General features: G+C 74.9%; 21 protein-coding genes. 6 read left to right on the top strand and 15 right to left on the bottom strand.

The window, feature by feature from the left end; all coding sequences use genetic code 11:
* Positions 1 to 97: 97 nt before the first annotated feature.
* Genes A3CO_RS0106160 through A3CO_RS0106150 form a run of 3 tightly spaced genes read left to right on the top strand, consistent with a single transcriptional unit; the run spans position 98 to position 5,398 of the window.
* Positions 98 to 1,672 (top strand): AMP-binding protein, encoded by a 1,575-nt coding sequence (locus tag A3CO_RS0106160; RefSeq protein WP_018331368.1) that lies wholly within the window; start codon positions 98 to 100, stop codon positions 1,670 to 1,672.
* A 1-nt stretch (position 1,673) separates the two neighbouring features.
* Complete coding sequence (locus tag A3CO_RS0106155) at positions 1,674 to 4,829, top strand: carboxyl transferase domain-containing protein (RefSeq protein ID WP_018331367.1); 3,156 nt, start codon at positions 1,674 to 1,676, stop codon at positions 4,827 to 4,829.
* Positions 4,826 to 5,398: a TetR/AcrR family transcriptional regulator gene (locus A3CO_RS0106150; RefSeq protein WP_018331366.1), complete on the top strand. Its 573-nt coding sequence runs from the start codon at positions 4,826 to 4,828 to the stop codon at positions 5,396 to 5,398. The genes A3CO_RS0106155 and A3CO_RS0106150 overlap by 4 nt, the downstream gene beginning before the upstream one ends.
* A gap of 1 nt (position 5,399) precedes the next feature.
* Here A3CO_RS0106150 and A3CO_RS0106145 read toward each other — a convergent pair whose 3' ends face one another.
* Positions 5,400 to 6,263 carry an oxidoreductase gene (locus tag A3CO_RS0106145; protein WP_018331365.1) on the bottom strand — a complete coding sequence of 288 codons (864 nt, stop codon included), beginning with the start codon at positions 6,261 to 6,263 and terminating at the stop codon, positions 5,400 to 5,402.
* Positions 6,264 to 6,324: 61 nt separating this feature from the next.
* Here A3CO_RS0106145 and A3CO_RS30405 point away from each other — a divergent pair, with 61 nt between their 5' ends.
* Positions 6,325 to 6,921 (top strand): TetR/AcrR family transcriptional regulator, encoded by a 597-nt coding sequence (locus A3CO_RS30405; RefSeq protein ID WP_018331364.1) that lies wholly within the window; start codon positions 6,325 to 6,327, stop codon positions 6,919 to 6,921.
* A 36-nt stretch (positions 6,922 to 6,957) separates the two neighbouring features.
* Here the strand turns inward: A3CO_RS30405 and A3CO_RS0106135 are convergent, their stop codons facing one another.
* The 8 genes from A3CO_RS0106135 to A3CO_RS35370 all read right to left on the bottom strand — a co-directional run bounded on the left by A3CO_RS0106135 (position 6,958) and on the right by A3CO_RS35370 (position 17,061).
* Positions 6,958 to 8,007, bottom strand: coding sequence for a class I SAM-dependent methyltransferase (locus A3CO_RS0106135; RefSeq protein ID WP_018331363.1), 1,050 nt, complete (start codon positions 8,005 to 8,007; stop codon positions 6,958 to 6,960).
* Positions 8,008 to 8,754: 747 nt separating this feature from the next.
* Positions 8,755 to 9,849, bottom strand: coding sequence for an LLM class flavin-dependent oxidoreductase (locus tag A3CO_RS0106125; protein WP_018331361.1), 1,095 nt, complete (start codon positions 9,847 to 9,849; stop codon positions 8,755 to 8,757).
* A gap of 70 nt (positions 9,850 to 9,919) precedes the next feature.
* A complete protein-coding gene (locus A3CO_RS0106120; protein ID WP_211214401.1) occupies positions 9,920 to 11,728 on the bottom strand; it encodes a helix-turn-helix domain-containing protein in 1,809 nt (602 codons plus the stop codon).
* Positions 11,729 to 11,772: 44 nt separating this feature from the next.
* Positions 11,773 to 12,567 carry a cobalt-precorrin-6A reductase gene (locus tag A3CO_RS30400; protein WP_084681584.1) on the bottom strand — a complete coding sequence of 265 codons (795 nt, stop codon included), beginning with the start codon at positions 12,565 to 12,567 and terminating at the stop codon, positions 11,773 to 11,775.
* Positions 12,564 to 13,307, bottom strand: coding sequence for a precorrin-4 C(11)-methyltransferase (cobM, locus tag A3CO_RS0106110; RefSeq protein WP_018331358.1), 744 nt, complete (start codon positions 13,305 to 13,307; stop codon positions 12,564 to 12,566). The genes A3CO_RS30400 and cobM overlap by 4 nt, the downstream gene beginning before the upstream one ends.
* Positions 13,304 to 14,587 (bottom strand): precorrin-6y C5,15-methyltransferase (decarboxylating) subunit CbiE, encoded by a 1,284-nt coding sequence (gene cbiE, locus A3CO_RS0106105; RefSeq protein ID WP_018331357.1) that lies wholly within the window; start codon positions 14,585 to 14,587, stop codon positions 13,304 to 13,306. Before cbiE ends, cobM begins: the two co-directional genes overlap by 4 nt.
* A 169-nt stretch (positions 14,588 to 14,756) precedes the next feature.
* On the bottom strand, positions 14,757 to 15,947 hold the full coding sequence (locus tag A3CO_RS0106100; protein WP_018331356.1) for an LLM class flavin-dependent oxidoreductase: 1,191 nt from the start codon (positions 15,945 to 15,947) through the stop codon (positions 14,757 to 14,759).
* A gap of 166 nt (positions 15,948 to 16,113) precedes the next feature.
* Positions 16,114 to 17,061 (bottom strand): PaaX family transcriptional regulator C-terminal domain-containing protein, encoded by a 948-nt coding sequence (locus A3CO_RS35370; RefSeq protein ID WP_169510924.1) that lies wholly within the window; start codon positions 17,059 to 17,061, stop codon positions 16,114 to 16,116.
* A 68-nt stretch (positions 17,062 to 17,129) separates the two neighbouring features.
* Between A3CO_RS35370 and A3CO_RS0106090 the strand changes: the two genes are divergently transcribed.
* Positions 17,130 to 17,747 (top strand): VC0807 family protein, encoded by a 618-nt coding sequence (locus A3CO_RS0106090; protein ID WP_018331354.1) that lies wholly within the window; start codon positions 17,130 to 17,132, stop codon positions 17,745 to 17,747.
* Here A3CO_RS0106090 and A3CO_RS0106085 read toward each other — a convergent pair.
* The 3 genes from A3CO_RS0106085 to A3CO_RS35365 all read right to left on the bottom strand — a co-directional run bounded on the left by A3CO_RS0106085 (position 17,737) and on the right by A3CO_RS35365 (position 20,320).
* On the bottom strand, positions 17,737 to 18,570 hold the full coding sequence (locus A3CO_RS0106085; RefSeq protein WP_018331353.1) for a PaaI family thioesterase: 834 nt from the start codon (positions 18,568 to 18,570) through the stop codon (positions 17,737 to 17,739). The two genes, A3CO_RS0106090 and A3CO_RS0106085, sit on opposite strands and share 11 nt — an antisense overlap.
* Positions 18,571 to 18,648: 78 nt before the next feature.
* The gene (locus tag A3CO_RS0106080) at positions 18,649 to 19,545 is read right to left on the bottom strand and encodes an oxidoreductase (RefSeq protein WP_018331352.1); all 897 of its coding nucleotides are present in this window, start codon (positions 19,543 to 19,545) and stop codon (positions 18,649 to 18,651) included.
* 22 nt (positions 19,546 to 19,567) lie between these two features.
* A complete protein-coding gene (locus tag A3CO_RS35365) occupies positions 19,568 to 20,320 on the bottom strand; it encodes an esterase/lipase family protein (protein WP_018331351.1) in 753 nt (250 codons plus the stop codon).
* 125 nt (positions 20,321 to 20,445) lie between these two features.
* Between A3CO_RS35365 and A3CO_RS30385 the strand changes: the two genes are divergently transcribed.
* Positions 20,446 to 20,868 (top strand): ArsR/SmtB family transcription factor, encoded by a 423-nt coding sequence (locus A3CO_RS30385; protein ID WP_342663146.1) that lies wholly within the window; start codon positions 20,446 to 20,448, stop codon positions 20,866 to 20,868.
* Here the strand turns inward: A3CO_RS30385 and metX are convergent.
* From metX to A3CO_RS0106050, 3 genes are all read right to left on the bottom strand, one after another.
* Positions 20,819 to 21,949, bottom strand: coding sequence for a homoserine O-acetyltransferase MetX (metX, locus tag A3CO_RS0106065; RefSeq protein WP_018331349.1), 1,131 nt, complete (start codon positions 21,947 to 21,949; stop codon positions 20,819 to 20,821). The two genes, A3CO_RS30385 and metX, sit on opposite strands and share 50 nt — an antisense overlap.
* Before the next feature lie 62 nt (positions 21,950 to 22,011).
* A complete protein-coding gene (locus A3CO_RS0106060) occupies positions 22,012 to 23,331 on the bottom strand; it encodes a bifunctional o-acetylhomoserine/o-acetylserine sulfhydrylase (protein ID WP_018331348.1) in 1,320 nt (439 codons plus the stop codon).
* A gap of 210 nt (positions 23,332 to 23,541) precedes the next feature.
* On the bottom strand, positions 23,542 to 24,747 hold the full coding sequence (locus A3CO_RS0106050; RefSeq protein WP_018331346.1) for a cytochrome P450: 1,206 nt from the start codon (positions 24,745 to 24,747) through the stop codon (positions 23,542 to 23,544).
* Positions 24,748 to 24,860 lie beyond the last annotated feature (113 nt).

Below are 24,860 nucleotides of genomic sequence, written 5' to 3'. Positions count from 1 at the left end.
CCTGGGCCGCATCCGTGTCGAGGTGGTTGCGCGCCTCTCCCACACTTGACAGCGCTGTAAAGTCCGGTCCGACACGCCGCCGTGGGAGGGGACGACCGTGGGCCTGCCCGCACTCGAGGACCGAACCCTGCTGGCGGCGGTCGAGCGGGCCCTCGCGGCCGGGGACGCCGTCACCCAGACCGACCGGGACGGCACCTGGACCCTGGCGCAGGCCGTCGAGCGCGCCCTCCGCCTCGGCGGGGGCCTGGCGGCCGGCATGGACCGGCCGGTCGCCCTGCTGCTCGACAACTCCCTCGACGCGGTCCACGTGTGGCTGGGCGTCGTGCTCACCGGGGGCGTCGAGGTCCCCGTGAACACCGCCTACAAGGGCACGTTCCTCGCCCACGTCCTGCGCGACTGCGGCGCCGAGACGCTCGTCGTCGAGGCGCACTACCTCGACCGGCTCGCGCGGGTCGCGGACGAGGTCCCGGCGCTGCGCACGGTGGTGGTTCGGGGCGACCCGGGCGACATCCTGCCGCCGGGACGCTTCCGCGTCGTCCCGCTCGACGCGGTGGACGCCCCGGCGAGCCCGGTCCGCCGCGGGCCCGACGAGCTGCACGCGATCATGTACACCTCCGGGACGACCGGGCTCTCCAAGGGCGTCCTGGTCCCCCACGCGCACGCCTACACCTACGCGAGCCGCGAGCACCAGGCGCGTCCACACACCGGCGATCGGGCGCTGGTCACGCTCCCGGTGTTCCACCTCGCCGGCCAGTGGTACGGCGTCTACCAGGCCCTCATCCACGCGATCCCCTGCGTGCTGGAACCCGGGTTCTCGGTCGGCGGGTTCTGGCCGACCGTGCGCGAGCACGGCATCACCGTCACCGTGCTGCTGGGCGCGATGGCCGAACTGCTCGCGCAGCGTGCCCCCGCCCCCGACGACGCCGACAACCCGCTCGAGCTCGCGATCATGGCGCCGCTCGCGAGCGACGTCGCCACCTTCCGGCGTCGGTTCGGCGTCGACCTCGCGGCCGTCTACGGCATGAGCGAGATCGGCGCCGTGCTCGACGGGCCGCCGGAGACGGTGGTCGGCGGCGAGGCGGGCTTCCCGCGCGCGGGGTACGACCTGCGGCTCGTCGACGCCGAGGGTCACGACGTCGGGTCGGGCGAGATCGGCGAGCTCCTGGTGCGTCCGCAGGTGCCGCACACCGTGATGGCCGGCTACCACGGCCGCCCGGAGGAGACGGCCCGCGTCGTGCGCGACGGCTGGCTGCACACCGGCGACGCCTTCCGCACCGACGCCGACGGTCGCTTCTTCTTCTGCGACCGCATGAAGGACGCGCTGCGCCGCCGCGGCGAGAACATCTCCAGCTTCGAGGTCGAGCGCACGGTCAACGAGCACCCCGCCGTCTACGAGAGCGCGGTGGTCGCGGTGCCGTCGGCGCTCACGGAGGACGAGATCAAGGTCGTCGTGGTGCTCCAGCCCGACGTCGGGCTCGACCCGGCGGAGCTGACCGCGTTCCTCGTCGACCGGCTGCCCTACTTCATGGTGCCGCGGTACGTCGAGGTCGCGGACGCCCTGCCCAAGACCCCGACCCACAAGGTGCAGAAGAACCTGCTCCGCGACGCCGGGGTCGGTCCCACCACCTGGGACCGCGAGGCCGCAGGCATCCGCGTGACGAGGAACAGCTGACGTGCACCGGGTCCTGATCGCCAACCGCGGCGAGATCGCCGTCCGGATCGCCGACGCCGCCGCGGCCCTCGGGCTGGAGTCCGTGGCCGTCCACGCCGCCGACGAACCGCCGCCCGACGGTGTGGCTTTCCTGCCACTGGACGCCAGCAACGACGCTTCGCTGCCACGGGAGGTACGGGCGCTCCCCGGCACCGGACCGGCCGCCTACCTCGACGTCGACGCCGTCGTCGCGGCCGCGAAGGAGTCGGGAGCCGACGCCGTGCACCCCGGGTACGGGTTCCTCTCCGAGAACCCGGCCCTTGCGCGCGCGTGCGAGGACGCGGGCATCACCTTCGTCGGTCCCTTCCCCGCCACGCTCGAGGCGTTCGGCGACAAGACCCGCGCCCGGGATCTCGCCGTCGGGCTCGGGGTGCCGGTGCTCGACGACGACGGGACCTCACCGGTCGTCGTGAAGGCCGTGGCCGGCGGCGGGGGCCGCGGCATGCGGGTGGTCCGGGACCGGACGGAGCTCGACGAGGCCCGCCGCGCGGCCGCCGCCGAGGCCCGCGCCGCGTTCGGCGACGGCCGGGTGTTCGTCGAGCGCTACCTCGAGGGCGCACGGCACGTCGAGGTCCAGCTGCTCGGCGACGGGACCGATGTGGCCGTGCTCGCCGACCGGGACTGCAGCCTGCAGCGTCGCCACCAGAAGATGGTCGAGATCGCTCCGGCGCCGGACCTTCCCGACGACGTCCGGGCCCGGCTCCACACCCACGCGCACGCCCTCGGCACCGCCACCGGACTCCGCGGGCTCGCGACCGTCGAGTTCCTCGTGGCCGGTGCCGAGATCGCGTTCCTCGAGGTGAACCCGCGGCTGCAGGTGGAGCACACGGTCACCGAGGAGGTCCTGGGTGTCGACCTGGTGGTGGCCGCGCTCCGGATCGCCGCCGGGGCACGGCTCGGCGAGCTCGGGCTCGACGACCACCCGCGGGGCGTGGCCGTCCAGGCCCGCGTCAACGCCGAGACGCTGGGCGCCGACGCCTCGGTGCGCAGCACCGCCGGGACCCTCACGCGCTTCACCCCACCGACCGGCCGGGGGGTGCGGGTGGACACGCACGGGCGGGTCGGGCTCGTCGTCGATCCGCGGTACGACTCGCTGCTGGCCAAGGTCGTCGTGCACGACACCGACCTCGGCCCTGCCCTCGCCCACCTCGACCGGGCGCTCGCGGCGTTCGACCTCGACGGGGTCCCGACGACGATCCCGGTGCTGCGGGCGCTGCTCGCCCGCCCCGAGGTGCTCGCCCCCGACACCGGGCTCGTCGAGCGCCTGCTGCCCGAGATCGTGAGGGGAGGATCCGAGCGCTCCTACGGCACGAGGGCTCCCCTCGCGCCGGACGGGACGGAGCTCCGGGCGACCACCGCAGGGACGGTCGTCGCCGTCGAGGCGGAGAGCGGGCGCACCGTCGCGGCGGCCGCACCCGTCGTCGTGCTCGAGGCGATGAAGATGGAGCACGTGGTCGGCGCGCCGACGGGCGGCACGGTCGTCGACGTCGTCGTCGCGGTCGGGGACGTGGTCGCCGAGGGCGACGTGCTGGCGGTCCTCGAGCCGGGCGACGACACGGGCGCCGCGGCGAGCGAGCGCGCCGCGGACCCCGACCACGTCCGCCCCGACCTCGCCGAGGTCCTCGACCGGCGCCGGCTCACCCGCGACGAGGCCCGCCCGGCCGCCGTGACCCGCCGTCGGGAAGCCGGGAGACGCACCGCCCGGGAGAACGTGGCCGACCTCTGCGACGAGGGCACGTTCGTCGAGTACGGCGCGTTCGCGGTGGCCGCCCAGCGGAAGCGGCGCACACTCGCGGACCTGCGCGAACGCACCCCGGCCGACGGGATCGTCACCGGGATCGGCGCGGTCGACGGGCGCCGCGTCGTGGTCCTCGCCTACGACTACACCGTGCTCGCGGGCACACAAGGCGTCCTGTCGCACGCCAAGACCGACCGCGCCCTGCACCTCGCGCTGGACCACGACCTGCCCGTCGTCCTGTTCGCGGAGGGCGGCGGCGGGCGGCCCGGCGAGACCGACACGATCGCGGTCGCCCAGCTCGACGTGCCCACGTTCGCCCTGTTCGCGCAGCTGTCCGGCCGGGTCCCGACGGTGGCCGTGGTCGCGGGCTACTGCTTCGCCGGCAACGCCGCGCTCGCCGGGTGCGCCGACCTCGTCGTCGCCGTCGACGGCGCGAACCTCGGCATGGGCGGCCCGGCGATGATCGCGGGCGGCGGGCTCGGCGAGGTCGACCCGCACGACGTCGGGCCGACGTCAGTCCAGGTGCCGAACGGGGTCGTGGACGTGCTGGTCGACGACGAGGCGGCGGCCGTCGACGTGGCCCGGCGCTACCTCGCGCTCGACCGGGTCGTCCCCGGCGACCGTCCCGACGCGCGCCGGCTGCGCCACGTCGTCCCGGAGAACCGGCTGCGGGTCTACGACGTCCGCGCCGCCGTCGAGGGCCTGGTCGACGTCGGCTCGCTGCTGGAGCTGCGGCCGCGGTACGGGGTGGGGATCGTGACGGCGTTCGCGCGGATCGAGGGCCGGCCGATCGGGCTGCTGGCCAACGACCCGCGGCGGCTCGGCGGCGCCATCGACGCCGAGGCGGCGGAGAAGGCGGCCCGGTTCCTGCAGCTCTGCGACGCCCGCGGGCTGCCGGTCGTCTCGCTGTGCGACACCCCGGGCTTCATGGTCGGGCCCGACGCCGAGGCCACCGCGACGGTGCGCCGCTTCTCCCGGATGTTCGTGGCCGGGGCGAACCTGCGCGTGCCGGTGGTGTGCGTCGTGCTGCGCAAGGCCTACGGACTGGGCGCCATGGCGATGGCCGGCGGGTCGATGCGGGTGCCGGTGGCGACCGTCGCCTGGCCCAGCGGAGAGTTCGGCGGCATGGGGCTCGAGGGCGCGGTCCGGCTCGGCTACGCGAAGGAACTCGCCGCCCTCCCCGACGACGGGACGCGTCGGGCCCGCTACGACGAGCTCGTCGCCGCCCTCTACGAGCAGGGCAAGGCGCTCTCGGCGGCGGAGGTGGTGGAGATCGACGACGTGATCGACCCGGCCGACACCGCCGCCGTCGTGCTCGGGGCGCTGGCGGCCGCCGACGGGCCCCTGCCGCCGCGCCGTCCCGTCGTCGACCCGCGGTGACCACCCGGGAGGCGATCCTGGCGGGCGCCGAGGCGGTGTTCGCGCGCCGCGGGGTGGAGGCGGCGTCGATCGGCGAGCTGGCCGGGGCCGCCGGGGTCACGCGCCCGACGGTGTACGCGCACTTCTCGGGCGGGAAGGCCGACGTCGTCGCCGCGCTGGTCGCCCGGGTGCGCGACGACGTGCTCGCCGCGCAGGAGGTCCGCGACACCGAGGAACCGCTCGTCATCGCCCGCCGGGCCGTCACCGAGTACCTCGACCTGACGGTGCGGCACCGCCGCGTCCTGGAGCTCCTCGCGCAGCTCGCCCGCACCGACGCCGCGTACTCCACGGTGCAGGACGAGCTGCTGGACCGGGTGCACCGGCGCAACGCCCGGTTCCTGCTGCGCCTGGCCGAACAGGGCCGGGCCGCGCCCGTGATGGCCCCGGTGCTGGTCTCCGAGGCGATCACGGGGGTGATCCGGCGCTTCGCGGAGCGGATCGACGAGGACCCCTCGCTGCGGGACGAGCTGGCCGGGGCCGCCGTCGCCGCGTACGTGGCGATGGGGGGACTGATTCCGCCGGCTCCGTGACTCAGCCGTGCACCAGCTCCGCCGAGAGGTCCCACAGCCGGCGGGCGACGTCGGCGTCGCGGGCCGCCCGTGACCGTCCGATCACCTGCGCCCCTCCCCGCATGTGCATCATGTGCTGGGGTCCGACGAACGAGTCGCCCGGCACGTCCTCGGTCAGCGCGTAGAGCGTGGGGAGGGCCCCGGCGTCCGCGTCCTGCCCGAGACGGGGCAACAGGCGGTGGAAGACGGTGGGTCGGGCCCCCGGCGCGAGGTCGTAGATCGGGGTCGCCACGAGACCGGGGTGGACCGCGATCGCACGGACCGCGGAGCCGGTGGCCACCAGCCGTCGCTGCAGCTCGGCGGTGAAGAGCAGGTTGGCGAACTTCGAGTCGTTGTAGGCGCGGCCCGACCGGTACGGACGCCGTTCCCAGTTCGGGTCGTCGAGGTCCAGCCGCGCGCCGCGCTCGGCCTGGGAGGACACCGTGACCACCCGCCCGACGACGGACCCGAGCATCAGCTCGGTCAGCGCGAAGTGTCCGAGGTGGTTGACCCCGAAGTCCATCTCGAAGCCGTCGACGGTCCGCCGCAGCGACGGCTCCGAGACGCCCGCGTTGTTCACCAGCGCGTCGACCGGGCCGTCCCACGACGCCGCGAACGCGCGCACCGAGGCGAGGTCGGCCAGGTCGAGGCGGCGGACCTCGACGGTCCCGGGCAGGCTCGCGGCCACCCGCTCCCCCTTCGCGGGGTCCCGGACGCCGAGGACGACCCGCGCGCCGGCCGCGGCGAGCGCCTGCGCCGTCGCCCGGCCGATGCCGCTCGAACCGCCGGTGATGACGACGGTGCGCCCGTCGTACGCGTCGAGCCCGCGAGCCGTGTAGTCGGTCATGACGCCAAAGTAGGCAGCGACAACATAGTTGTCAATGACTACATTGCGGTACCGTCCCCGCGTGGAGTCCAGCTATCACCACGGGGCCCTGCGCGAGACGCTCCTCGCCGAGGGACGACGCGTGCTGGTCGAGGACGGCGTCGACGCGGTCACGCTCCGGGAACTCGCGCGCCGTGCCGGGGTCAGCCACGCCGCCCCGCGGCGGCACTTCGCGGACCGCCACGCCCTGCTGGAGGCGATGGCCGCCCGGGGCTTCGACGAGCTCACCGAGGCCCTGCGGGTGGCGGGGGCGGCCGGCGACCCGTCGGCACGGCTCGCCTCCTACGCACGGAGCGCGGTGCGCTTCGCCCGCGAGAACGGGCCGCTCCTCACCCTGATGTGGACCGCCCGGGGCGACGGCACCGGGCCCGCGGCCCAGGCCGCCCACCGGTTCCTCACCGCCGGGACCACCCTGCTCGGCGAGGACCCCGCCACCGTGAGCCCCCTGCCGTTCCTGGTCGCGGCGACGCTCGAGGGCATCGGCGCCCTGGCGGCCGCCGGTCGGATCCCCGACGACCGCATCGACGAGGTGGTGGACGCCGCGGTGGCGATGCTGTCCCCCGCTCTCCCCGCTCACCCTCCCGCGCCGGGACCGACGCGCGGTCGGCCCGCGACGTAGGCGAGCTCCCCGGCGATCAGCCCGTCGGGCACCCGCTCAGGGCCGGGCTTCGAGCACGAGGTTGAACGGCGTCTCCGCCGCCCGCCGGAAGCGGGTGAACCCCGCCTCGGTGGCCACGTCCCGGAGCCTGGCCTCACCGGCCTGGGCACCCAACGCCCGGTCGACGGGCTGGGAGCGCGAGTTGGGTGTGCAGATCGCGCTCGACGCCGAGTAGAAGACCCGGCCGACCGGGGTCAGGTTGTCCTCGACGCGGTCGCCCGCGTAGGGCTCGACGAGGAGCATCGTCCCGTCGGCGGCGAGGGACTCGCGGATGTGCGACGCGACGCCGACCGGGTCGCCCATGTCGTGCAGGGCGTCGAACACGGTCACCATGTCGTGGTCCCGGCCGGGGAAGTCGTCGGCGTCCGCCCTCTCGAACCGGACGTTCGCCAACCCGGCCTCGGCCGCGATCTTGGCGGCGCCGTCGACGGAGGGCCGGTGCGAGTCGTAGCCGACGAAGGTCGACGCCGGGAACGCCCCCGCCATCAACAGGGTCGAGGACCCCAGCCCGCACCCGACGTCGGCCACGTGGGCCCCGGCGCGGAGGCGCTCCTCCATCCCGTCGAGCGCGGGTATCCAGTTCCCGACGAGGTTGCCGATGTAGTTGGCGCGGAAGAACCGGCAGGTGCCGGCGAACAGTTCGACGTGGTGATCACCCCACGGGACGCCGCGCCCGGTGCGATAGGCGTCGGTGAGCATGTCGAGGTCGTGGAACACCGACGACGCGACCTGCAGCCCGCCGGGCACGAACACCGGGTTGTCCTCGCTGGCGAGGGTGAACGCCTGTTCCGGGGGAAGGGTGAACGTCCCGTCCGCGGGGTCGTACTCGACGTACCCGCTGGCGGCCTGCGCACAGAGCCATTCCCGCAGGTAGCGCTCGTCGCACCCGGTGCGCTCGGCCAGCGTGGCCGGGGTGACCGGCCGGCTGTCGCCCATCGCCCGGTACAGCCCGAGCCGATCGCCGATCAACACGGTGCCCGCATGCATCACCGCGCCGAGATCGCCGACGAACCGGCCGACGAACGCGTGCAGTTTCTCCTCGTCCATGACCCACCACCAGGGATTCGCGCCGTTCCCCCGGCGGGCACCCTCACACGCCCCCGACGCACCGCGACAGGGCCACTCGGCCCGGGGTCGGGAACAGTGGTGCTGCCGCGTTCGGCGCAGTGCTCCCGGAACGGTCCGGCCGCGCCGGGCCCGGTCGCCGTACGTCGCGTGCGACGACCGTTCCAACCTCCGCGGATGACGTCGACCCGCCCGCACGACGGTCGGTATCCCCGGCGGAGTGGGGGACTGCGCCGTCCGCAGCGGAGGTGGGCGAGATGGACGGGCCGGAGCGCACGCACGCGGTGGTGCTCGGAGGAAGTCTGGCGGGACTGCTCGCGGCGCGGGTCCTCGCCGACCGCTTCGAGCACGTCACGGTCGTCGAGCGCGACGACCTCGGCACGGGCGTCGCGCACCGCCGCGGGGTTCCGCACGGCCGGCACGTGCACGGGCTGCTCCCCCAGGGCGGTCGGATCCTCAAGGGCCTCTTCCCGGGGCTGACCGCGCAGGCCGTCGAGGACGGTGCCGTCCTCGCCGAGGACGTCGGCCAGGTCCGCTACCTGCACGAACCGGCGGCATCACGCGGACGTGTCACCGATGGACCGTCCGGCGGTCGCGACGTAGCCCGCCGGCGCTGTCTCCTCCCCGACGGCGGGTCACCCGGTTCGCGCCGACGCCGACGGGCCGTCACGCACCCGGGGCGGGCGGCCGCGGGCACTCCCTCGGCCCGACCCGTCGTCGGGAAGGGGATCAGGCCGAGGCCAGCTCCTTCGCGTCGCGCGCGGCGAGCAGCGAGGCGTGGGTCGGCGCGTCGGGCACGTGGGCCGGCTTGAGGGCGGCGAACTCGCGGCGCAGCACCGGCACGACCTCCTCGCCGAGCAGGTCCATCTGCTCCAGGACGGTCGTCAACGGCAGGCCGGCGTGGTCGATGAGGAACAGCTGGCGCTGGTAGTCGCCGACGTAGTCGCGGAACCCGAGGGTGCGGTCGATGACCTCCTGCGGCGAGCCGACCGTCAGCGGGGTCCGGGTGGAGAAGTCCTCGAGCGAGGGCCCGCCGCCGTAGACCGGGGCGTGGTCGAAGTACGGGCGGAACTCGTTCACCGCGTCCTGCGACCGCTTGCGCATGAACACCTGCCCGCCGAGCCCGACGACGGCCTGGTCGGCGGAGCCGTGGCCGTGGTGCTCGAAGCGGCGTCGGTAGAACTCGACCATCTGCTTCGTGTGCGACGCGGGCCAGAAGATGTGGTTGTGGAAGAACCCGTCGCCGTAGAAGGCGGCCTGCTCGGCGATCTCGGGCGAGCGGATCGAACCGTGCCAGACGAACGGGGCGACGCCGTCGAGCGGGCGCGGGGTCGAGGTGAACCCGTGCAGCGGCGTGCGGAACCGCCCCTCCCAGTCCACGACGTCCTCGGTCCACAGCCGCCGCAGCAGCGCATAGTTCTCGATCGCCAGCGGGATGCCCTGGCGGATGTCCTGGCCGAACCAGGGGTACACGGGGCCGGTGTTGCCGCGGCCCATCATGAGGTCGACGCGCCCGCCCGCGAGGTGCTGCAGCATCGCATAGTCCTCGGCGATCTTGACCGGGTCGTTGGTCGTGATCAGCGTCGTGGACGTGGAGAGCACCAGCCGCTCGGTGAGGGCGGCGATGTGTCCGAGCAGGGTGGTCGGCGACGAAGGCACGAACGGCGGGTTGTGGTGCTCACCGGTGGCGAAGACGTCGAGCCCGACCTCCTCGGCCTTGCGCGCGATCGTGACCATCGCACGGATGCGCTCGGCCTCGGTCGGCTCGCGGCCCGTGGTCGGGTCGGGCGTCACGTCGCCGACGGTAAAGACCCCGAACTGCATGGCGACCTCCTGACGTTGAACTATCAACTACTGTAGCGGCCAGAACTCTCCGAGGTCCATCCGCATTCCCTCACCGCGCGAGGCCCCGCAGCCGCAGCGCCAGGTGCAGCTCGAGGGTGCGCTCGGGGTCCTGCCAGTCGTCGCCGAGCACGGCGCGGACCCGATCGAGGCGCTGCGTGACGGTGTTGACGTGCACGTGGAGCGCGCTCGCCGCCCGCGTCGGGGACCGACCGGCGGCGAACCAGGCGGCGAGGGTGCCGACGAGGTCCGTGCCGCGGCGGCGGTCGTGCTCGAGCAGCGGGCCGAGCACGCTCTCGACGTAGCCGCCTACGTCCGGGGTCCGGGAGAGCAGCAGCGCCGCGAACCCGAGCTCGGCGACCGAGCCCGCCCGTCCCTCCCGCCCGAGCGCGACGAGGGCCTCGGCGGCCCGCCGGGCGTCGGCCGCGGCGCCGAGCAGCCCGTCGGCCGGGAGCACCGGTTCGGACACCCCGACGGTCACCGCGGTCGACTCGTCCGACGCCGGACGGGCGAGGTCCTCGGCCAGCCGGGCCGCCCCGTCGTCGGGCCCGAGCACGACGACGGCGTCGGGGCGTTCCGCGACCAGCCCGGCCCGGCCGACCGCGTGGGCGGCGTCGACGGCGAGGCGGGCCCGCTCGTGCTCCGCGCAGCGCGCGACGAGGACCCGGTGCGGGCGCCGGATCTCGACGCCGAGCGCCCGGACCCGGTCGCGCAGCGCCGCGCTCGGTGTCTCCCCGCCGAGCAGTTCCAGCAGCGCCTCGCCGCGGTGGCGGTGCTCGGACTCGGAGGCCTGGGCGCGGAACAGCAGGACCAGCGCGCTCACCGTCGCCGCGCGCTCGACGATCCGCGACCGCGGTCCCTGCGAGGTGGTGCCGGGGGCGGGCGGGGAGACGACGAGGGTCGCGAGCTGCTGGTGGGCCGCGACGACCGACACCGCCTCGGCGCCCGCCACCGTGACGAGCCGGCCGGGGTCGGCCGCCGCGGCCCGGACGCAAGCGGCCAGGTCGAGACCGGCCGGGACCGGACCGGCCGACGCGACCGGGGACCCGCCGTCGTCGACCACCCGCACCCAGCCGTCGAGCAGGTCCGCGAGGGCGGCCGCGAGGTCGGTGACGTCGCCCCCGCCGAGGACGAGCGCGGCGAAGCGGTCGTGGGCGTCGGCGGCCCGGGCGAGGTCGGCGTGCGCGGCCCGCAGGCCGGCCAGCGCCGTCGCCGTCTCCGCGGCCGCCCGCGTCTGGGTGAGCGACACGGCCGCGAGCGCGGCGAGCGAGCCGAGCAGGGCCACGTCGTCGGGGGTGAACGGCCGCGCGGAGCGGTTCGCGGCGAACAGCACGCCGACGAACTCCTCGCCCACCAGCAACGGCGTCCCGCAGATCGCGACGATGCCCTCCTCCCCCACCGCCGCGTCGATCTCGTCGGTGTGGCGGTAGCGGGGGTCGGCCGGGTAGCGGGTGGTCCAGTGGGCGTGCCGCGACTGCGCCACCAGCCCGCCGAGCCCGGCCCCCACCGGCAGCCGGAGCGCCTGGAAGGCGGCGGACACCGACCCTGCCGTCGCGCGCATGAAGGTGTCGCCGCGCTCGGGGTCGTAGAGGGTCAGGTAGGCGACGTCGGTGCCGAGCAGCGCCCGGGCCCGACGGACGATCGCGTCGAGCACCTGGCCCGGGTCGGACTCCGCCGCGAGGTCCCGCGCCGTGTCGACCAGCGCCGCGAGCTCCGCCTCCCGCCGCCGACCCGCCTCGATCGTCGACCGCACGCGCAGCACCAGGGCCGCCGACTCCGGGTCGGAGGCGGCGAGCGCGGCCGCGGCCCGCTCGAGATCCACGGCCGGGCCGTCGTCGGCGAGCAGCCGCAGGGCGTCCACGAGCACGCTGCATGGGAGCACTCCGGACGGCCCGCGCACCAGGGCTACGCCGGGGCGCGCTCCACCCACCCGACGGCACCGTCGACGTCGGCGACCACCATCGCTCCCCCGGGCGGTGCCGGGCGATCGACCAGGACGACGACGAGCCCCGCCTCCCGCGCCGCGACCAGCTTGGCCTCGGTGGCGCCGCCCGAGTCCTTCGCGACGATCGTGTCGATCCCGTGCCCGGCGAGCAGCGCGCGTTCGTCGTGGAGTGCGAACGGGCCGCGCGCCAGGATCAGGTGCGCGCGTGGCGGGAGCACGTCGGGCGGTTCGATGGCACGGACGAGCCGGACGTTCGCGAGGCCCGCGAAGTGGTGCACGCCCTGGCGCCCGATCGCGAGGAACACGGCGGTCGCGTCGCCCAGCATCCCGGCGGCCGCGGCCGTCGTCGGGACCCGGAGCCAGCGGTCGCCGGGCTGCTCGACCCAACCGGGGCGGCGCAGCACCACCCACGGCGTGCCCGTGGCCGCGGCGGCCCGCGCGGCGTGGTCGGTCATGCGGGCGGCGAAGGGGTGGGTGGCGTCGACGAGCAGGTCGACGTGGTGCAGCGCCGCGACGAGGCCCTCGACGCCGCCGAACCCGCCGGTGCGCACCTCGCCGGCGGGCAGGCGCGGGTCCCGGGTGCGGCCGGCGAGCGAGGTGGTGACCGCGTGTCCCCGGGCGGTCAGGGTGTCGGCCAGGCCCCGGGCCTCCGCGGTGCCGCCGAGGACGAGGACCCGCCGTCTCTGACGAACGGGTCGTTCGTGGCCTCTATATGCACGAACGACCCGTTCGTCAGGTGGGGCCGGCTCGCTCACGGCCGAACGCGCTGCGCCGAGTAGAGGTGCGACTCGCAGCCGTCACGGGTCCCGACGACGGGTCCGACCACGATCACGGCCGTCCGCGTCACGCCGGCCGCCTCGACCTGATCCGCGATGTCGGCGAGCGTGCCGCGCAGGACGAGCTCGTCGTCGCGGGAGGCCCGGGCGACGACGGCCACCGGCTCGTGGGGCGGGCGGTGCTGCCGCAGGGTCGCGACGACCTCCGCGCACCGCTGCACGGCCAGGTGCAGCACGAGCGTGCCGCCGGTGGCGGCCCAGACGTCGAGCGACTCGCCGTCGGGCATCGGCGTGGCGTTCGCGGCGTCACGGGTGAGGACCACCGACTGCCCGACGCCCGGCACGGTCAGCTCGGTGCGCAGCGCGGCCGCCGCGGCGGAGAACGCGGGGACACCGGGCACGATCTCCCAGGCGATCCCGGCCTCGTCGAGCCGACGGGTCTGCTCGGCGACGGCGGAGAACACCGCGGGGTCGCCGGAGCACAGGCGGGCGACGTCGTGGCCCGCGGCGTCGGCGGCGACGAGCTCGGCGACGATCTCGTCGAGCGTCAGGCGCGCGGTGTCGACCTTGTGGGCGTGCGGCGGGCACTGCGCGAGCAGGTCCTCGGGCACGAGCGAGCCGGCGTAGAGGCAGACCGGGCTGGTCGCGATCGCCCGCAGCCCGCGGATGGTGATGAGGTCCGCGGCGCCGGGGCCCGCGCCGACGAAGCGGACGGTCACTGCTGTCTCCAGGGGGGCGGGGTCAGCGGTGGCACACCGCTGACGTCGGATGTCGGCCGTGTGCCACCGCTGACACTGCGCACGCCCACGTGCAGCACCCACTGCGTCACGGGCGCGAGGGCCTTCCACCCCAGGTAGCGGCCCACGGGTCGGCCGCGCGAGACGGCGATCCGCCGGACCTCGCCGCCGTACTCGGCGCGCGCGGCCGCGAGGGCCGCCTCGCCCTCGAGGGTCACGGCGTTGGCGACGAGCCGCCCGCCGGGGCGCAGCGCCCGGCGACAGGCCTCGAGCATCCCCGGCGCCGACACTCCGCCGCCGACGAAGACGGCGTCCGGCGCCTCGAGCCCCGCCAGCACCTCGGGCGCCCGGCCCGGCACGACCCGCACCGCCGGCACCCCGAGCGCCGCGGCGTTCTCGGCGATGCGGGCGGCGCGGTCGTCGCGGGACTCGATGGCGATGGCCCGGGCCGTCGGCTCGGCCCGGCACCACTCGATGCCGATCGAGCCCGCTCCCCCGCCGACGTCCCACAGCAGCTGCCCGGGCAACGGGCGCAGCGCGGCGACCGACAGGGCGCGCATCTCGGCCTTCGTCAGCTGGCCGTCGTGGGTGTAGGCGTCGTCGGGGAGGCCGGGGGCCCGGCCGAGCAACCCGTCGTCGGGAAGGGCGGGGCAGTCGACGGCGACGACCGCGAGCGGGTCGCCGTCGGGGGCGTTCCAGTGCGCCGCGACCCCGTCGGTCCGCGTCTCGTGCTCGGCGCCCAGCGACGCGAGGACGCTCAACCGCGCCTCGGCGTACCCGGCGCCGACGAGCAGGGCGGCGAGGCGACCGGGCAGCGCGCCCGAGTCGGCGAGCACGAGCAGCCGGCGGCGCGGCGCCAACGCCGCGCGCACCGCCTCGAGCGGTCGGCCGACCGCGGAGACGACGACGACGTCCTGCTCCGCCCAGCCCAGCCGGGCACAGGCGAGCGCGACCGACGACGGGTGCGGCACCACGGTCGCGTCCGGGCGCAGCCGCAGCACGCTCGTGCCGATCCCGAAGAACATCGGGTCGCCGCTGGCGAGGACGACGAGCTCGTCCCCGCCGAGCCGCTCCAGCAGGCTCGGCAACGACGGCATCATCGGCGCCGGCCACTCCTCGCGCCGGGCGGTCACGACGGCGGGCAGCAGGTCCAGCTGGCGCGGCGCCCCCAGGACGACGGCCGCCTTCTCACAGGCCGTGCGCGCGGGCGGGGCGAGACCGGGCCACCCGTCGGCGCCGATGCCGACGACGGTGACGGTCACCGGTCGGCGGCGTCGGCGGGGTCACGGTCGGGCACGGCCGCCACCCTAACGGCCGGGCCACCCGCGGCGGGCGTGACGATCACCGCGGGTGTCCCTGCTCCCTGTCCGACGATGTGGCGTTCCTGCCACTGGACGCCAGTAACGACGCTTCGCTGTCAGGGAGGTGGGGTCAGCCCTTCGACGCCACCTCGTCGGCGTACTTCTGCGTCATGTGCTCGACGGCCGAGAGCTGGGTGGCCGCGTACTCGTCGCGCTTCAGGCCGGCGCGCTCCTTGGCCTGCTGCGTCGACTCGGCGTGCGACACCCCGCCCCACGTCCGGCCCTGGAAGTGCGGCATGACGTGCTGGGCGAGGAGCTCCCACGAGCGCTTCGTCGCCTCCGGGTTGGCCCACTCGTGCCCGAGCAGCAGCATCGCGCCGAAGCCGCCCGACTGGTCGGCCAGGCGCTGCACCTGGGCGCGGGCGTCCTCGGGCGTGCCGATCGCCCCGATGCCGGCCTCGTTGATGAAGTCGATCATCTCCTTGACGTCGCCGCCCTCGACCGCCATCTGCGGGAACGCCGCCGTCTTCTGGAAGTACCGGAACCACGACTCGATGCCGTACTCCACGTCGCGGTAGGCCTGCTCCTTGGTCTCCGCGATGTGCATGAGGCCGACGAGCCGCCACGAGTCGCGGTCGGGCTCGGGCTGCCCGTAGTGCTCGGCCCGCTCCGTCACGACGTTCCAGTGGTGGGCCAGGGCGTCGAAGCCGTCCTGGGTCATCGTCGCGCCGATGTTGAGCAGGCCCACGCCGTGCCGGCCCGCCATGCGGGGCCCGGTCGGCGAGGCCACCGCGGCGACGACGATGTCGAAGCAGGGCTCGGTGTACGGCCGCAGCTGCAGCTTCGCCTCGACGAGCGTGTGGGTCTTCGTCTGCGCGGTCACGGTCTCGCCCGCGAGCAGTCGCATGATGATGTCGAGGTTGACGTCGAGCAGTTCGCGGGTGTCGGTGGGGTTCAGCCCGATCATCGCGGAGTCGCTCGGGAGCGAGCCCGGCCCGACGCCGAGCATCGTCCGGCCACGGGTGAGGTGGTCGAGCAGGACCATGCGGTCGGCCACCCAGAGCGGGTTGTGGTAGGCCGCCGAGGTCACGCCCGTGCCCAGCTTGATCCGCTTCGTGCGCTCCGCCGCCGCCGCGATGAAGATCTCCGGGGAGGCGATGATCTCGCTGCCCGCGGAGTGGTGCTCGCCGATCCAGGCCTCGTCGACGCCGAGGCGGTCCAGGTGCTCGATGAGCTCCAGATCGCGCTGCAGCGCGAGCGTCGGGTTCTCCCCGGCGCGGTGGAACGGGGCGAGGAACGTACCGAAACGCAACCGGCTCACGAGCTCTCCTCCACGACGAGTGTCAGCCACGTCACGCTAGGTCGCCCCGGTCGCCGATGTCCACGGGCGGTTTCGCGACGCCGGGACGGTACCTCGCCGCGAGACGCACACCGGGCAGGTCCGCGACCGTCGGACCATGACCGACGTCGACCTCGGCGAGACCATGTCAGCCCGCGGCGGCGATCCGGGCGTGGACGTGCGCGACGACGGTGGGCAGATAGGCCGCCGCGACCCGCCCGAGCGCCGCGCGCAGGTCCGCGCCGGGCCAGTCGGCGGGCAGCAGCTCGACGGGCAGGCCGGGGTCGCGCAGCAGGTCGACGTACACGGGGCCGGTGGCGTCGGAGAGGCGGCGCAGCGCGAGGGCGCCGTCGTCCGGGACCGGACGGTCCAGGAGGGCCACCAACCGCGCGTGGTGGGCGCGCAGGTCGTCGGCCACCGCGTCGAGGGACCACGCCCGCCGGGCCATCGCGGCCGCGACCGTCGTGGACGATGTCCCGCTGCTCCCGCCCGAGGCGTGCGGCGCGCCGTCGTCACGCGAGCTCTCCGACGTCGATGGCGCGTCGCTGCCACTCGACGGGAGAACGGCGCCGTTCGCACCCGCCGGCACCCACCCGTCGTCGGGAACGAGGCGCCCGAGCACCACCGACGCGTCCGGCGGGACGTCCGCGAGGACCTCGCGCAGCCCGGCGGAGCGGTCGACCGGGCTGATGAGGACTCCGGGCTGCCAGGGGCCGTAACCGACGAGGACGGCGGCCCGTCGCAGCCGGTCGCGGTAGGGGCGGGCGGACTCGGGCACGTGGTGCAGCAGCGTGTGGAACGCCCCGTCCCAGGGCGGCGGGGTCCCGCGGTCGTCGCGCAGCCGCAGCACCGAGGCCCCGAAGGCGCCGGCGAGGTGGTGGTCGACCCGACGGCCGCGCCGCGTGGTGGTCAACTGCCCGGCGTCGCGCATCCGGGCGAGGGCGCGGCGGGCGGCGTCGGGGCGCAGGCCGAGGTCGCCGAGCAGGGCGACGAGGGCGGGCCCGGGCAGGTCGGTGCGCCCCGACGTGCCGAACAGGGCGGCGACCAGGGCGACGGGGGTTCCCTGACGACGATCTCGGTGTACGTTCTGGTTCACGGTCGGGAGCGAGTGTGTCACACGACGGGGGCGTCGCGATGCTGGTCAGGATCCTTCCCTGGGTGTCCATGACGGTCCTGGACATCGCCGCGCCGATCGTCGTCTTCGACGTGGCCTCCGGCGCCGGACTCGCCGACGTCCCAGCCCTCCTGCTCTCCGCGATCGGCCCGGCGCTGAGCACGCTGCTCTCGGTGGCCGTCCGCCGACGGGTCGACGAGTTCAGCGTCTTCATCCTGACGCTGCTCGCCATCGGCGTGGTCACGTCGCTGTTCTTCGACGACCCCCGGCTGCTGCTGCTCAAGGACTCGGCGGTCACGGGCCTGGTCGGCCTGGTGTTCCTCGGCAGCCTCCTCGCGCCCCGGCCGGTGATGTTCCTGTTCGGGCGCCGTTTCGCCACGAACGGCGACCCCGCGCGGATCGCCTGGTGGAACGGGCTGTGGCAGTACGAGGGGTTCCGCCGGGCCCAGCGCGGCATGACCGCGATGTGGGGCCTCGGGCTGCTCGGCGAGGCGGTGCTGCGGGCGGTGGTGACCTTCCGGCTCGCGGTCCCGACGATGGTCGTGGTCAACGCGGTCGTGCCGGCCGTGGCGATCGGGGTCCTGATCCTGGCCACGGTCGTGTGGGGCCGGGCGTCGGCGCGGGCCGGTCGGGCGCGGGAGGCGGCCGCCGCGCCGCTCAGTGCCTGAAGGCGGTCCCCGACGCGGTCGCGAGGAGCCGACCCCGGTCGTCCACGAGCTCGGCCCGCCCGACCCTCATGCGGCGGCCGCCGTGCTCGACCACCACGCGGCAGAACACCGGGTGGTCGCCGGGGCGGACCGAGCGCACGAAGCTGACCGCGAAGTCGTCCGGGATGATGTCGAGCGCGTGGGAGAGCCCGCGGGCGGCCAGGCCGGCCAGCGCTCCGCCCTGCACCACGCCCGCCGAGTTGCGGGTCGCCGTATCGGGGTGACCGACCAGGGTGGTGCCGTCGCGGGTGGGGTTCTCGCCGCGGTGCGGCATGAGCAGCCGCCACGCCGACGGACGCTTCGCCCAGGTGGGGGCGGTGCGGCCGTACTGGTCGGCGAGCCCGTCGGTGAGCACGGCGTTGCGCCCGACGCAGCGCGCGACCGTGCGGCCCTCGCGGTCGGTGATCGTGGCGGAGCTCAACCCCACCCCGCGGCGGGCGTCGTCGAGCGTCCCGGAGGCATACAGGTCGTCCCCCGCGAGCGGCCGGCCGATCAGCTGGATGCCGAGCCGGACGGTCACGATCCGGTCCCCCGCCCGCAGGGAGCTCGAGTAGGCCACCCCGAGCACGAAGTCGGCGAGGACCAGCACCGACTCGAGGAGCCCGTCGCCGATCGTCGTCGGCATCCGGGCCTCGCAGCAGCCGCGCTCCACCCGGGTGAGCCGGGCGTGCGTGGCGGCGTGGATCGGCGCGAGCGGCATCTCCTCGGTGACGAGGCGGCGCAGGACGGCCAGCGGCGTCGGGTCGTCCGATGCCTCGTCGCCGCGCTCCGCTCGGTCGTTCACGCGCCGATCATGCCCAATCGAGCCGACGGTGCGACGGTCGGGCGGCGATATGTACGCCGTGTCCCCCGAACGGCCGTGTCAGGCCACGGCGACCGCTACGCCGGTCAGCTCCTCGCAGGCGCGGACGAGCGCCTTCTGGACCTCGCGGTCGTGCGAGGCCGCCGTCGACCCCACCGGGATGGGGTGCCCCCAGGACTCCGCCGGGCCGTCCGGGCCGATGTAGACCCCGCCCGGCAGGTCGGGCACCGTCGCCGCGTACAGCTCGGGCAGCGCCCCCGTCTCCGGGCCCTGCGCGACGATCCGGTTGAGGACGCCCATGACGGCGTCCTGGAAGGACTCGGTGCGCGACTGCAGGTTGGTCGCGCTGTAGCCCGGGTGCGCGGCCATCGAGCGCAGCGGGGACCCGGCGGCGACGAAACGGCGCTCCAGCTCGTAGGCGAACATGAGGTCCGCGAGCTTGGACTGCCCGTACGCGAGCCAGCGCTGGTAGCGGCGCCGCTCCCAGTTGAGGTCGTCGAGGCGGATCGAGCCCAGGCGGTGGGCCAGGCTGGACATGGTCACCACGCGGTCGGTCAGCCGGTCGAGCAGGAGCCCGGTGAGGGCGACGTGGCCGAGCACGTTCGTGCCGAACTGCATCTCGAAGCCGTCGACGGTGCGCTGCGCGGGGACCGCCATGAGACCGGCGTTGTTGATCAGCACGTCGACCGGCCCCTCGAGGCGGGCGGCGAACTTCCGGACGGAGCTGAGGTCGGCGAGGTCGAGCTCCTCGACCGCCGTCGTGCCCGGGCCACCGGCCGCGGCGATGCCGGCCGCCGCCTGCTCGCCCTTGTCGGTGTTGCGGCAGGCGAGCACCACGTGGGCGCCGTGCGCCACGAGCTCGGTGGCCGCGACGAGGCCGAGGCCGGAGTTCGCCCCCGTCACCACGAACGTACGGCCGGACTGGTCGGGGATGTCGGCGGAGGTCCACGGAGCCATGGGGGCCTACTACCCGCCGGGCTCAGAGCAGACGCGCGATCCGGGAGTAGACCTCCGCGTTGACGCACAATCCGAGGTGGCTGCCGCGCACGGCCACGTTGTCGGCGCCGTCGACCACGCAGGACTCCGGGCGCACGATGCCGTCCTCGACGGTGCGGATGCTGGTCAGCGGCACCGCCGTGGCCGCGCGCAGGTCCCGCCCGAAGGCGCACGGACAGTCGGTCGTCAGGCACTGCGGGCGGGCCGGGCGCAGCAGGTTCTGGCCCAGCCGGGCACCGCCGACGGCCGCGAGGGTGAGCACCGAGGCGTCGAAGGGCGACGCCAGCGGGCTGCCGAGCGTGATCACGCGGCGGACCCGGCTCGGGCGCCGCACCGCCACGGCGTGCGCGAGGAGCCCGCCCCGGCTGTGCCCGATGACCGTCACGGGCCGCCCCGCGCGCTCCGCGACCTCGGCCAGCCGACGGTCGAGGCGCCGCACCGCGGCCTCCGAGCAGTCGACGTTCCAGGCGATCCCCGACCGGTACGCCCGGTAGCCGCAGCGGCGCAGCCACGCCCGCAGCACGGCCAACGACGCGTCCCCGGCGAGGAAGCCGGGCACCGCGAGCACCGGGTCGCCGTCGCCGGGCCGCACGCCGACGCCCCGGTGCACGGCCGAGGCGAGCAGTCCGACGAACTCGAGCTGGAACCGGGCCTCCCCGAGGAGGTTCCCGCGGAACGGCGGGACGATCGGGGACGGCGCGGAGCCGGGCTCGGCCGTCGGGAGGGGCGCCACCACGTACCGGCACGCTACCGGGCCGACGGTTCCCCGACGACCGTGTGCCGCTGCTGACGCTCGACGTCCACCGTGTGCCACCGCTGACGCCCACCGGCGTGTGCCGCCGCCCGTGGGATACTCCGTCCGTGCATCTCACCGGGGATCCGGACGCCGTCGGCGTCGACGGCGACCACCGCGTCTGCGCGGCCGTCGAGGCGCTGCCGGACGCGGCGACGATGCACGGCTGGGTGTCCCGGTTCGCGCTGCTGGCCGACCCGACGCGGCTGACGCTGCTGCTCTGCATCCACGAGGTCGGGGAGATCTGCGTGTCCGACCTGGCGCTCGCCGCCGGGTTGAAGGACTCCACGACGAGCCAGGCGCTGCGCCTGCTGCGCGCGCAGAACCTGGTCAGCGCGCACCGCGACGGCCGGGTGGTGCGCTACCGGCTCGCCGACGCCGTCGTGAAGGATCTCCTGGACCGCATCCACGACGGCGGGTCGGTCGAGCCGTTCGCGCCGCTCACCCCGTCAGCGTCGACAGGATCTCCGCGAGGCGCCGCGTCTCGATGAGGAACGCGTCGTGTCCGTACGGGGACTCGATGCGCTCCACGGGGCCGGCGTCCGGGATGAGCGCCGCCAGCTCCTCCTGCTGCGAGAGCGGGTAGAGCCGGTCGGTCGTCGACCCGGCGACCACCGTCCGCGCCGTGACCCGCCCGAGGGCCTCGGCCATGCTGCCGCGGCCGCGGGACACGTCGTGGCCGTTCATCGCCGCGGTCAGCGCGACGTAGGACCCGGCGTCGAAGCGGTGGACCAGCTTCTCGGCGTGGTGGTCGAGGTAGGACTCGACGGCGAAGCGCCCGGGCGCGGTCGCGTCGTAGGGGTCCTCGCCGGGCTGCGGCCGGCGCCCGAAGCGGGTGTCGAGCTCCTCGGCGGTGCGGTAGGTGGCGTGCGCGATGCGCCGCGCCACGCCGAGCCCGACGTGTGGGCCCTCGCCCCGGCCGCGGTCGTGGTAGTCCCCACCGCACCAGTGCGGGTCCTCGCGGATGGCCGCGAGCTGGGGGGACGCCCACGCGATCTGGTCGGCCGAGGCGGCCGCGCTGCACGCGAGCAGGAGCAGCCGCTCCACGCGCTCCGGGTGGGTCACGGCCCACTCGACGGCGCGCATGCCGCCCATCGAGCCGCCGAGCACGGCCGCCCAGGAGCCGATGCCGAGCTGGTCGGCGAGCCGGACCTCGAGGGCGACCTGGTCGCGGACGGTCGTGCGGGGCCACCGCGAGCCCCACGCCCGCCCGTCCGGAGCGGCCGACGCGGGCCCGGTCGTCCCCTGGCACCCGCCGAGGACGTTGGGGGCGACGACGTACCAGCGGTCCGTGTCGATCGTCAGGCCCGGACCGATGATCCCGCCCCACCAGCCGGGCGTCGGGTGTCCGAGCCCGGCCGGGCCGACGACGTGGGAGTCGCCGGTGAGGGCGTGCAGCACGAGGATCGCGTTGGAGCCGTCGAAGCGGCCCCAGCTCTCGTAGGCGACCGTGACGTCGGGCAGCGCCGACCCGCTCTCCAGCGGGAGCGGGTCGGGCAGCGTCACGAACCGGCGGTCGCCGACCGGGTCCCCCTCCCGCCACGCACCGGTGGCGGGAGGGAGGACCGGCACCGACCCGTCGTCGGGAAGGGGCCCGGGGGAACCCGCCGCACGGCCGCCGGGCAGGAGTTGCGTCACGCAGTCTTCGACTTCGCCGCGGTGAACCCCGCCTCGAGGTCGGCCTTGAGGTCCTCGACGTTCTCGATCCCGACGGCGAGGCGCACCAGGCCGGGGGTCACGCCGCTGGACTCCTGCTCGTTCTCCGAGAGCTGGCTGTGCGTGGTCGACGCCGGGTGGGCGATGAGCGAGCGCACGTCGCCGATGTTGACCAGCTGGGAGTGCAGGCTGGTGCCGTCGACGAACGCCCGGCCGGCCTCGACGCCGCCGCGCAGCTCGAAGGAGACGATGGCGCCGACGCCCTTCGGCAGGTACTTCTTGCCGGCCTCGTACCAGGGGCTCGACGGCAGGCCCGCGTAGTAGACCTTCTCCACCTCATCGCGCGCCTCGAGCCACTCCGCGAGGGCCTGGGCGTTCTGGACGTGGCGCTCCAGGCGCAGCGAGAGGGTCTCGATGCCCTGGATGATGAGGAAGGAGTTGAACGGGGCGATCGCCGCGCCGGTGTCGCGCAGCAGCTGCACGCGCAGCTTGGCCGCGTAGGCGCCCGGGCCGAGGGCCTCCCAGAACTTCAGGCCGTGGTAGCTCGGGTCGGGCTCGGTGAAGCCGGGGAAGCGGTCGCCGTGGGCGCCGAAGTCGAAGGTGCCGCCGTCGACGACGATGCCCGCGACCGTCGTGCCGTGCCCGCCCAGGTACTTGGTGGCCGAGTGGATGACGACGTCGGCGCCGTGCTCGATCGGGCGGAGCAGGTAGGGCGTCGGCACCGTGTTGTCGACCAGCAGCGGGACGCCCGCCTCATGCGCGACCCCGGCGACCCCCGCGATGTCGAGGACGTTCGAGCCCGGGTTCGCGATCGTCTCGGCGAAGAACAGCTTGGTGTTCGGGCGGACGGCGTTGCGCCACTGCTCGAGGTCGTCCTGGTCCTCGACGAACGTGACCTCGATGCCGAGCTTGGGCAGCGTGTAGTGGAACAGGTTGTACGTGCCGCCGTAGAGGCTCGGGCTGGACACGAAGTGGTCGCCCGAGTTCGCGATGTTGAGGATCGCCGCGGTGGTGGCGGCCGAGCCGGACGCGAACGCGAGTGCGGCGACGCCGCCCTCGAGCGCGGCGACGCGCTGCTCGAACACGTCCTGCGTCGGGTTCATGATCCGCGTGTAGATGTTGCCCGGCTCGGCCAGCGAGAAGAGGTCGGCGCCGTGCTGGGTGTCGCGGAAGACGTAGGACGTCGTCTGGTAGATCGGCGTCGCGCGGGCACCGGTGGCGGTGTCGGGCGCGGCGCCGGAGTGGATCTGCTTGGTCTCGAACGACCAGTTCGCCCCGGGGGCGTCAGGGGTGCTCATCTGCGGTGTCTCCTGGAGTGCGTGGGTTCCGGACGGGGAATCGGACAGCGTCTCAGCGTCGACAGAACTCGTCGAACGCGTCGAGGCGGCGACTCGGCCAGAACTCGTCACGCACTTGCTCGAGCACAGCGGTGTGGAGCACGTCCGACACCTTAGAGGCCGCACGCGCGGGCGCCGAGCGACGACGGTGTGACGCCGGTCGGCCCCGGCTCAGGCCCGCAGGCGCAGCGGCAGCTCCCGCAGGCCGCGGATGAGCAGGTTGGGGCGGTAGACCGGCTCGCCCGCGAGCTCCAGCGAGCCGACGCGGCGCGCCAGCTCTGTCCAGAGGATCTCGCCCTCGAGGCGCGCGAGCGCGGCGCCCATGCAGTAGTGGATGCCGAGGGCGAACCCCAGGTGGCGTGGGGTCGCGACGGCGCCGGCGTAGCGGGCCACGTCGAAGGCGTCGGGGTCGGCGTAGGCGCGGGGGTCGCGGTTCGCGGAGGCGACGAGCACGCACACGTTGTCCCCGTCGGCGAACGTCCGCTCCCCCACGACGAGCTTCCCGCGGGCCGTGCGCGTGGTCATGTGCACGGGCGAGTCGTAGCGGAGGATCTCGTCGACGGCCGGACCCGCGAGCTCCGGGCGGTCCCGGACGCGGGCGAGCTGCCCGGGGTGGCGCGCGAAGGCGAGCAGCCCGTTGCCCACCATGTTCACCGTCGTCTCGTGACCTGCGATCAGCATGGTGATGCAGGTGGAGAGCATCTCGTGCTCGTCGAGCACGTCGCCGCCCTCGTGCACGCGGCCGAGGGCGCTGACGAGGTCGTCGCGGGGCTCGGCGACCCGGCGGGCGATCAGGTCGCGGAAGTAGGCGATGAGCTCGCGGGCCGCCTCGTCGCGCGCCCGGCGCTCCCGCTCGTCGAGGACGGGGTCGGGGTCGAAACCGCGGGCCAGGGCCGGCCCGACGCGGTGGACCATCTCCTGGTCGGGCTCCGGCACGCCGAGCATCTCGCAGATGACGATCAACGGGAGCGGATAGGCGATCGCCTCGATGGCCTCGACCTGGCCCGCCGCGAGCGCGCGGTCGAGCATCCCGTCGACCAGCTCGCGGATGCGGGGTGCGAGGTCGACCACCCGCCGCGGCGTGAACGCCTTGCTCACCAGGCTGCGCAGCCGGGTGTGGTCGGGCGGGTCCATCCACAGGAACGAGGTCGGCAGGTCCACGCGCTCGGCGTCGGGGTGGAAGAGCTCGGCCTCGTCGCGGTGGCTCCACCGCGTCTCGGAGAGGATCGCCGTGCACTCGGCGTGGCGGGTGACGAACTCGACGCCGAGCCCGCTGTCGAGGAACGGCACGGCCTCGCGCACGAGGGCGTAGCGCCGGTACGGGTCGGGGCGGTGCTCGGGCGCGAAGGCGTCGAACACGATGGGGGCGGTGGTCATCGTCGGTCCCGTCGCGGAGGTCGGTACGCCGGCGCGGAATGGATACGCCGCCATGGACGGAATCCGATCTTGCCCCGCCGACGAAGCGTCGAAGAATGGCGATCGGCCCCCGC

Source organism: Actinomycetospora chiangmaiensis DSM 45062 (assembly GCF_000379625.1).
In the GTDB taxonomy this organism is placed as follows: Bacteria; Actinomycetota; Actinomycetes; order Mycobacteriales; family Pseudonocardiaceae; genus Actinomycetospora; species Actinomycetospora chiangmaiensis.
Note: the sequence above shows the minus strand (reverse complement) of the source record. Positions and strands in the feature narration are given on the sequence as shown.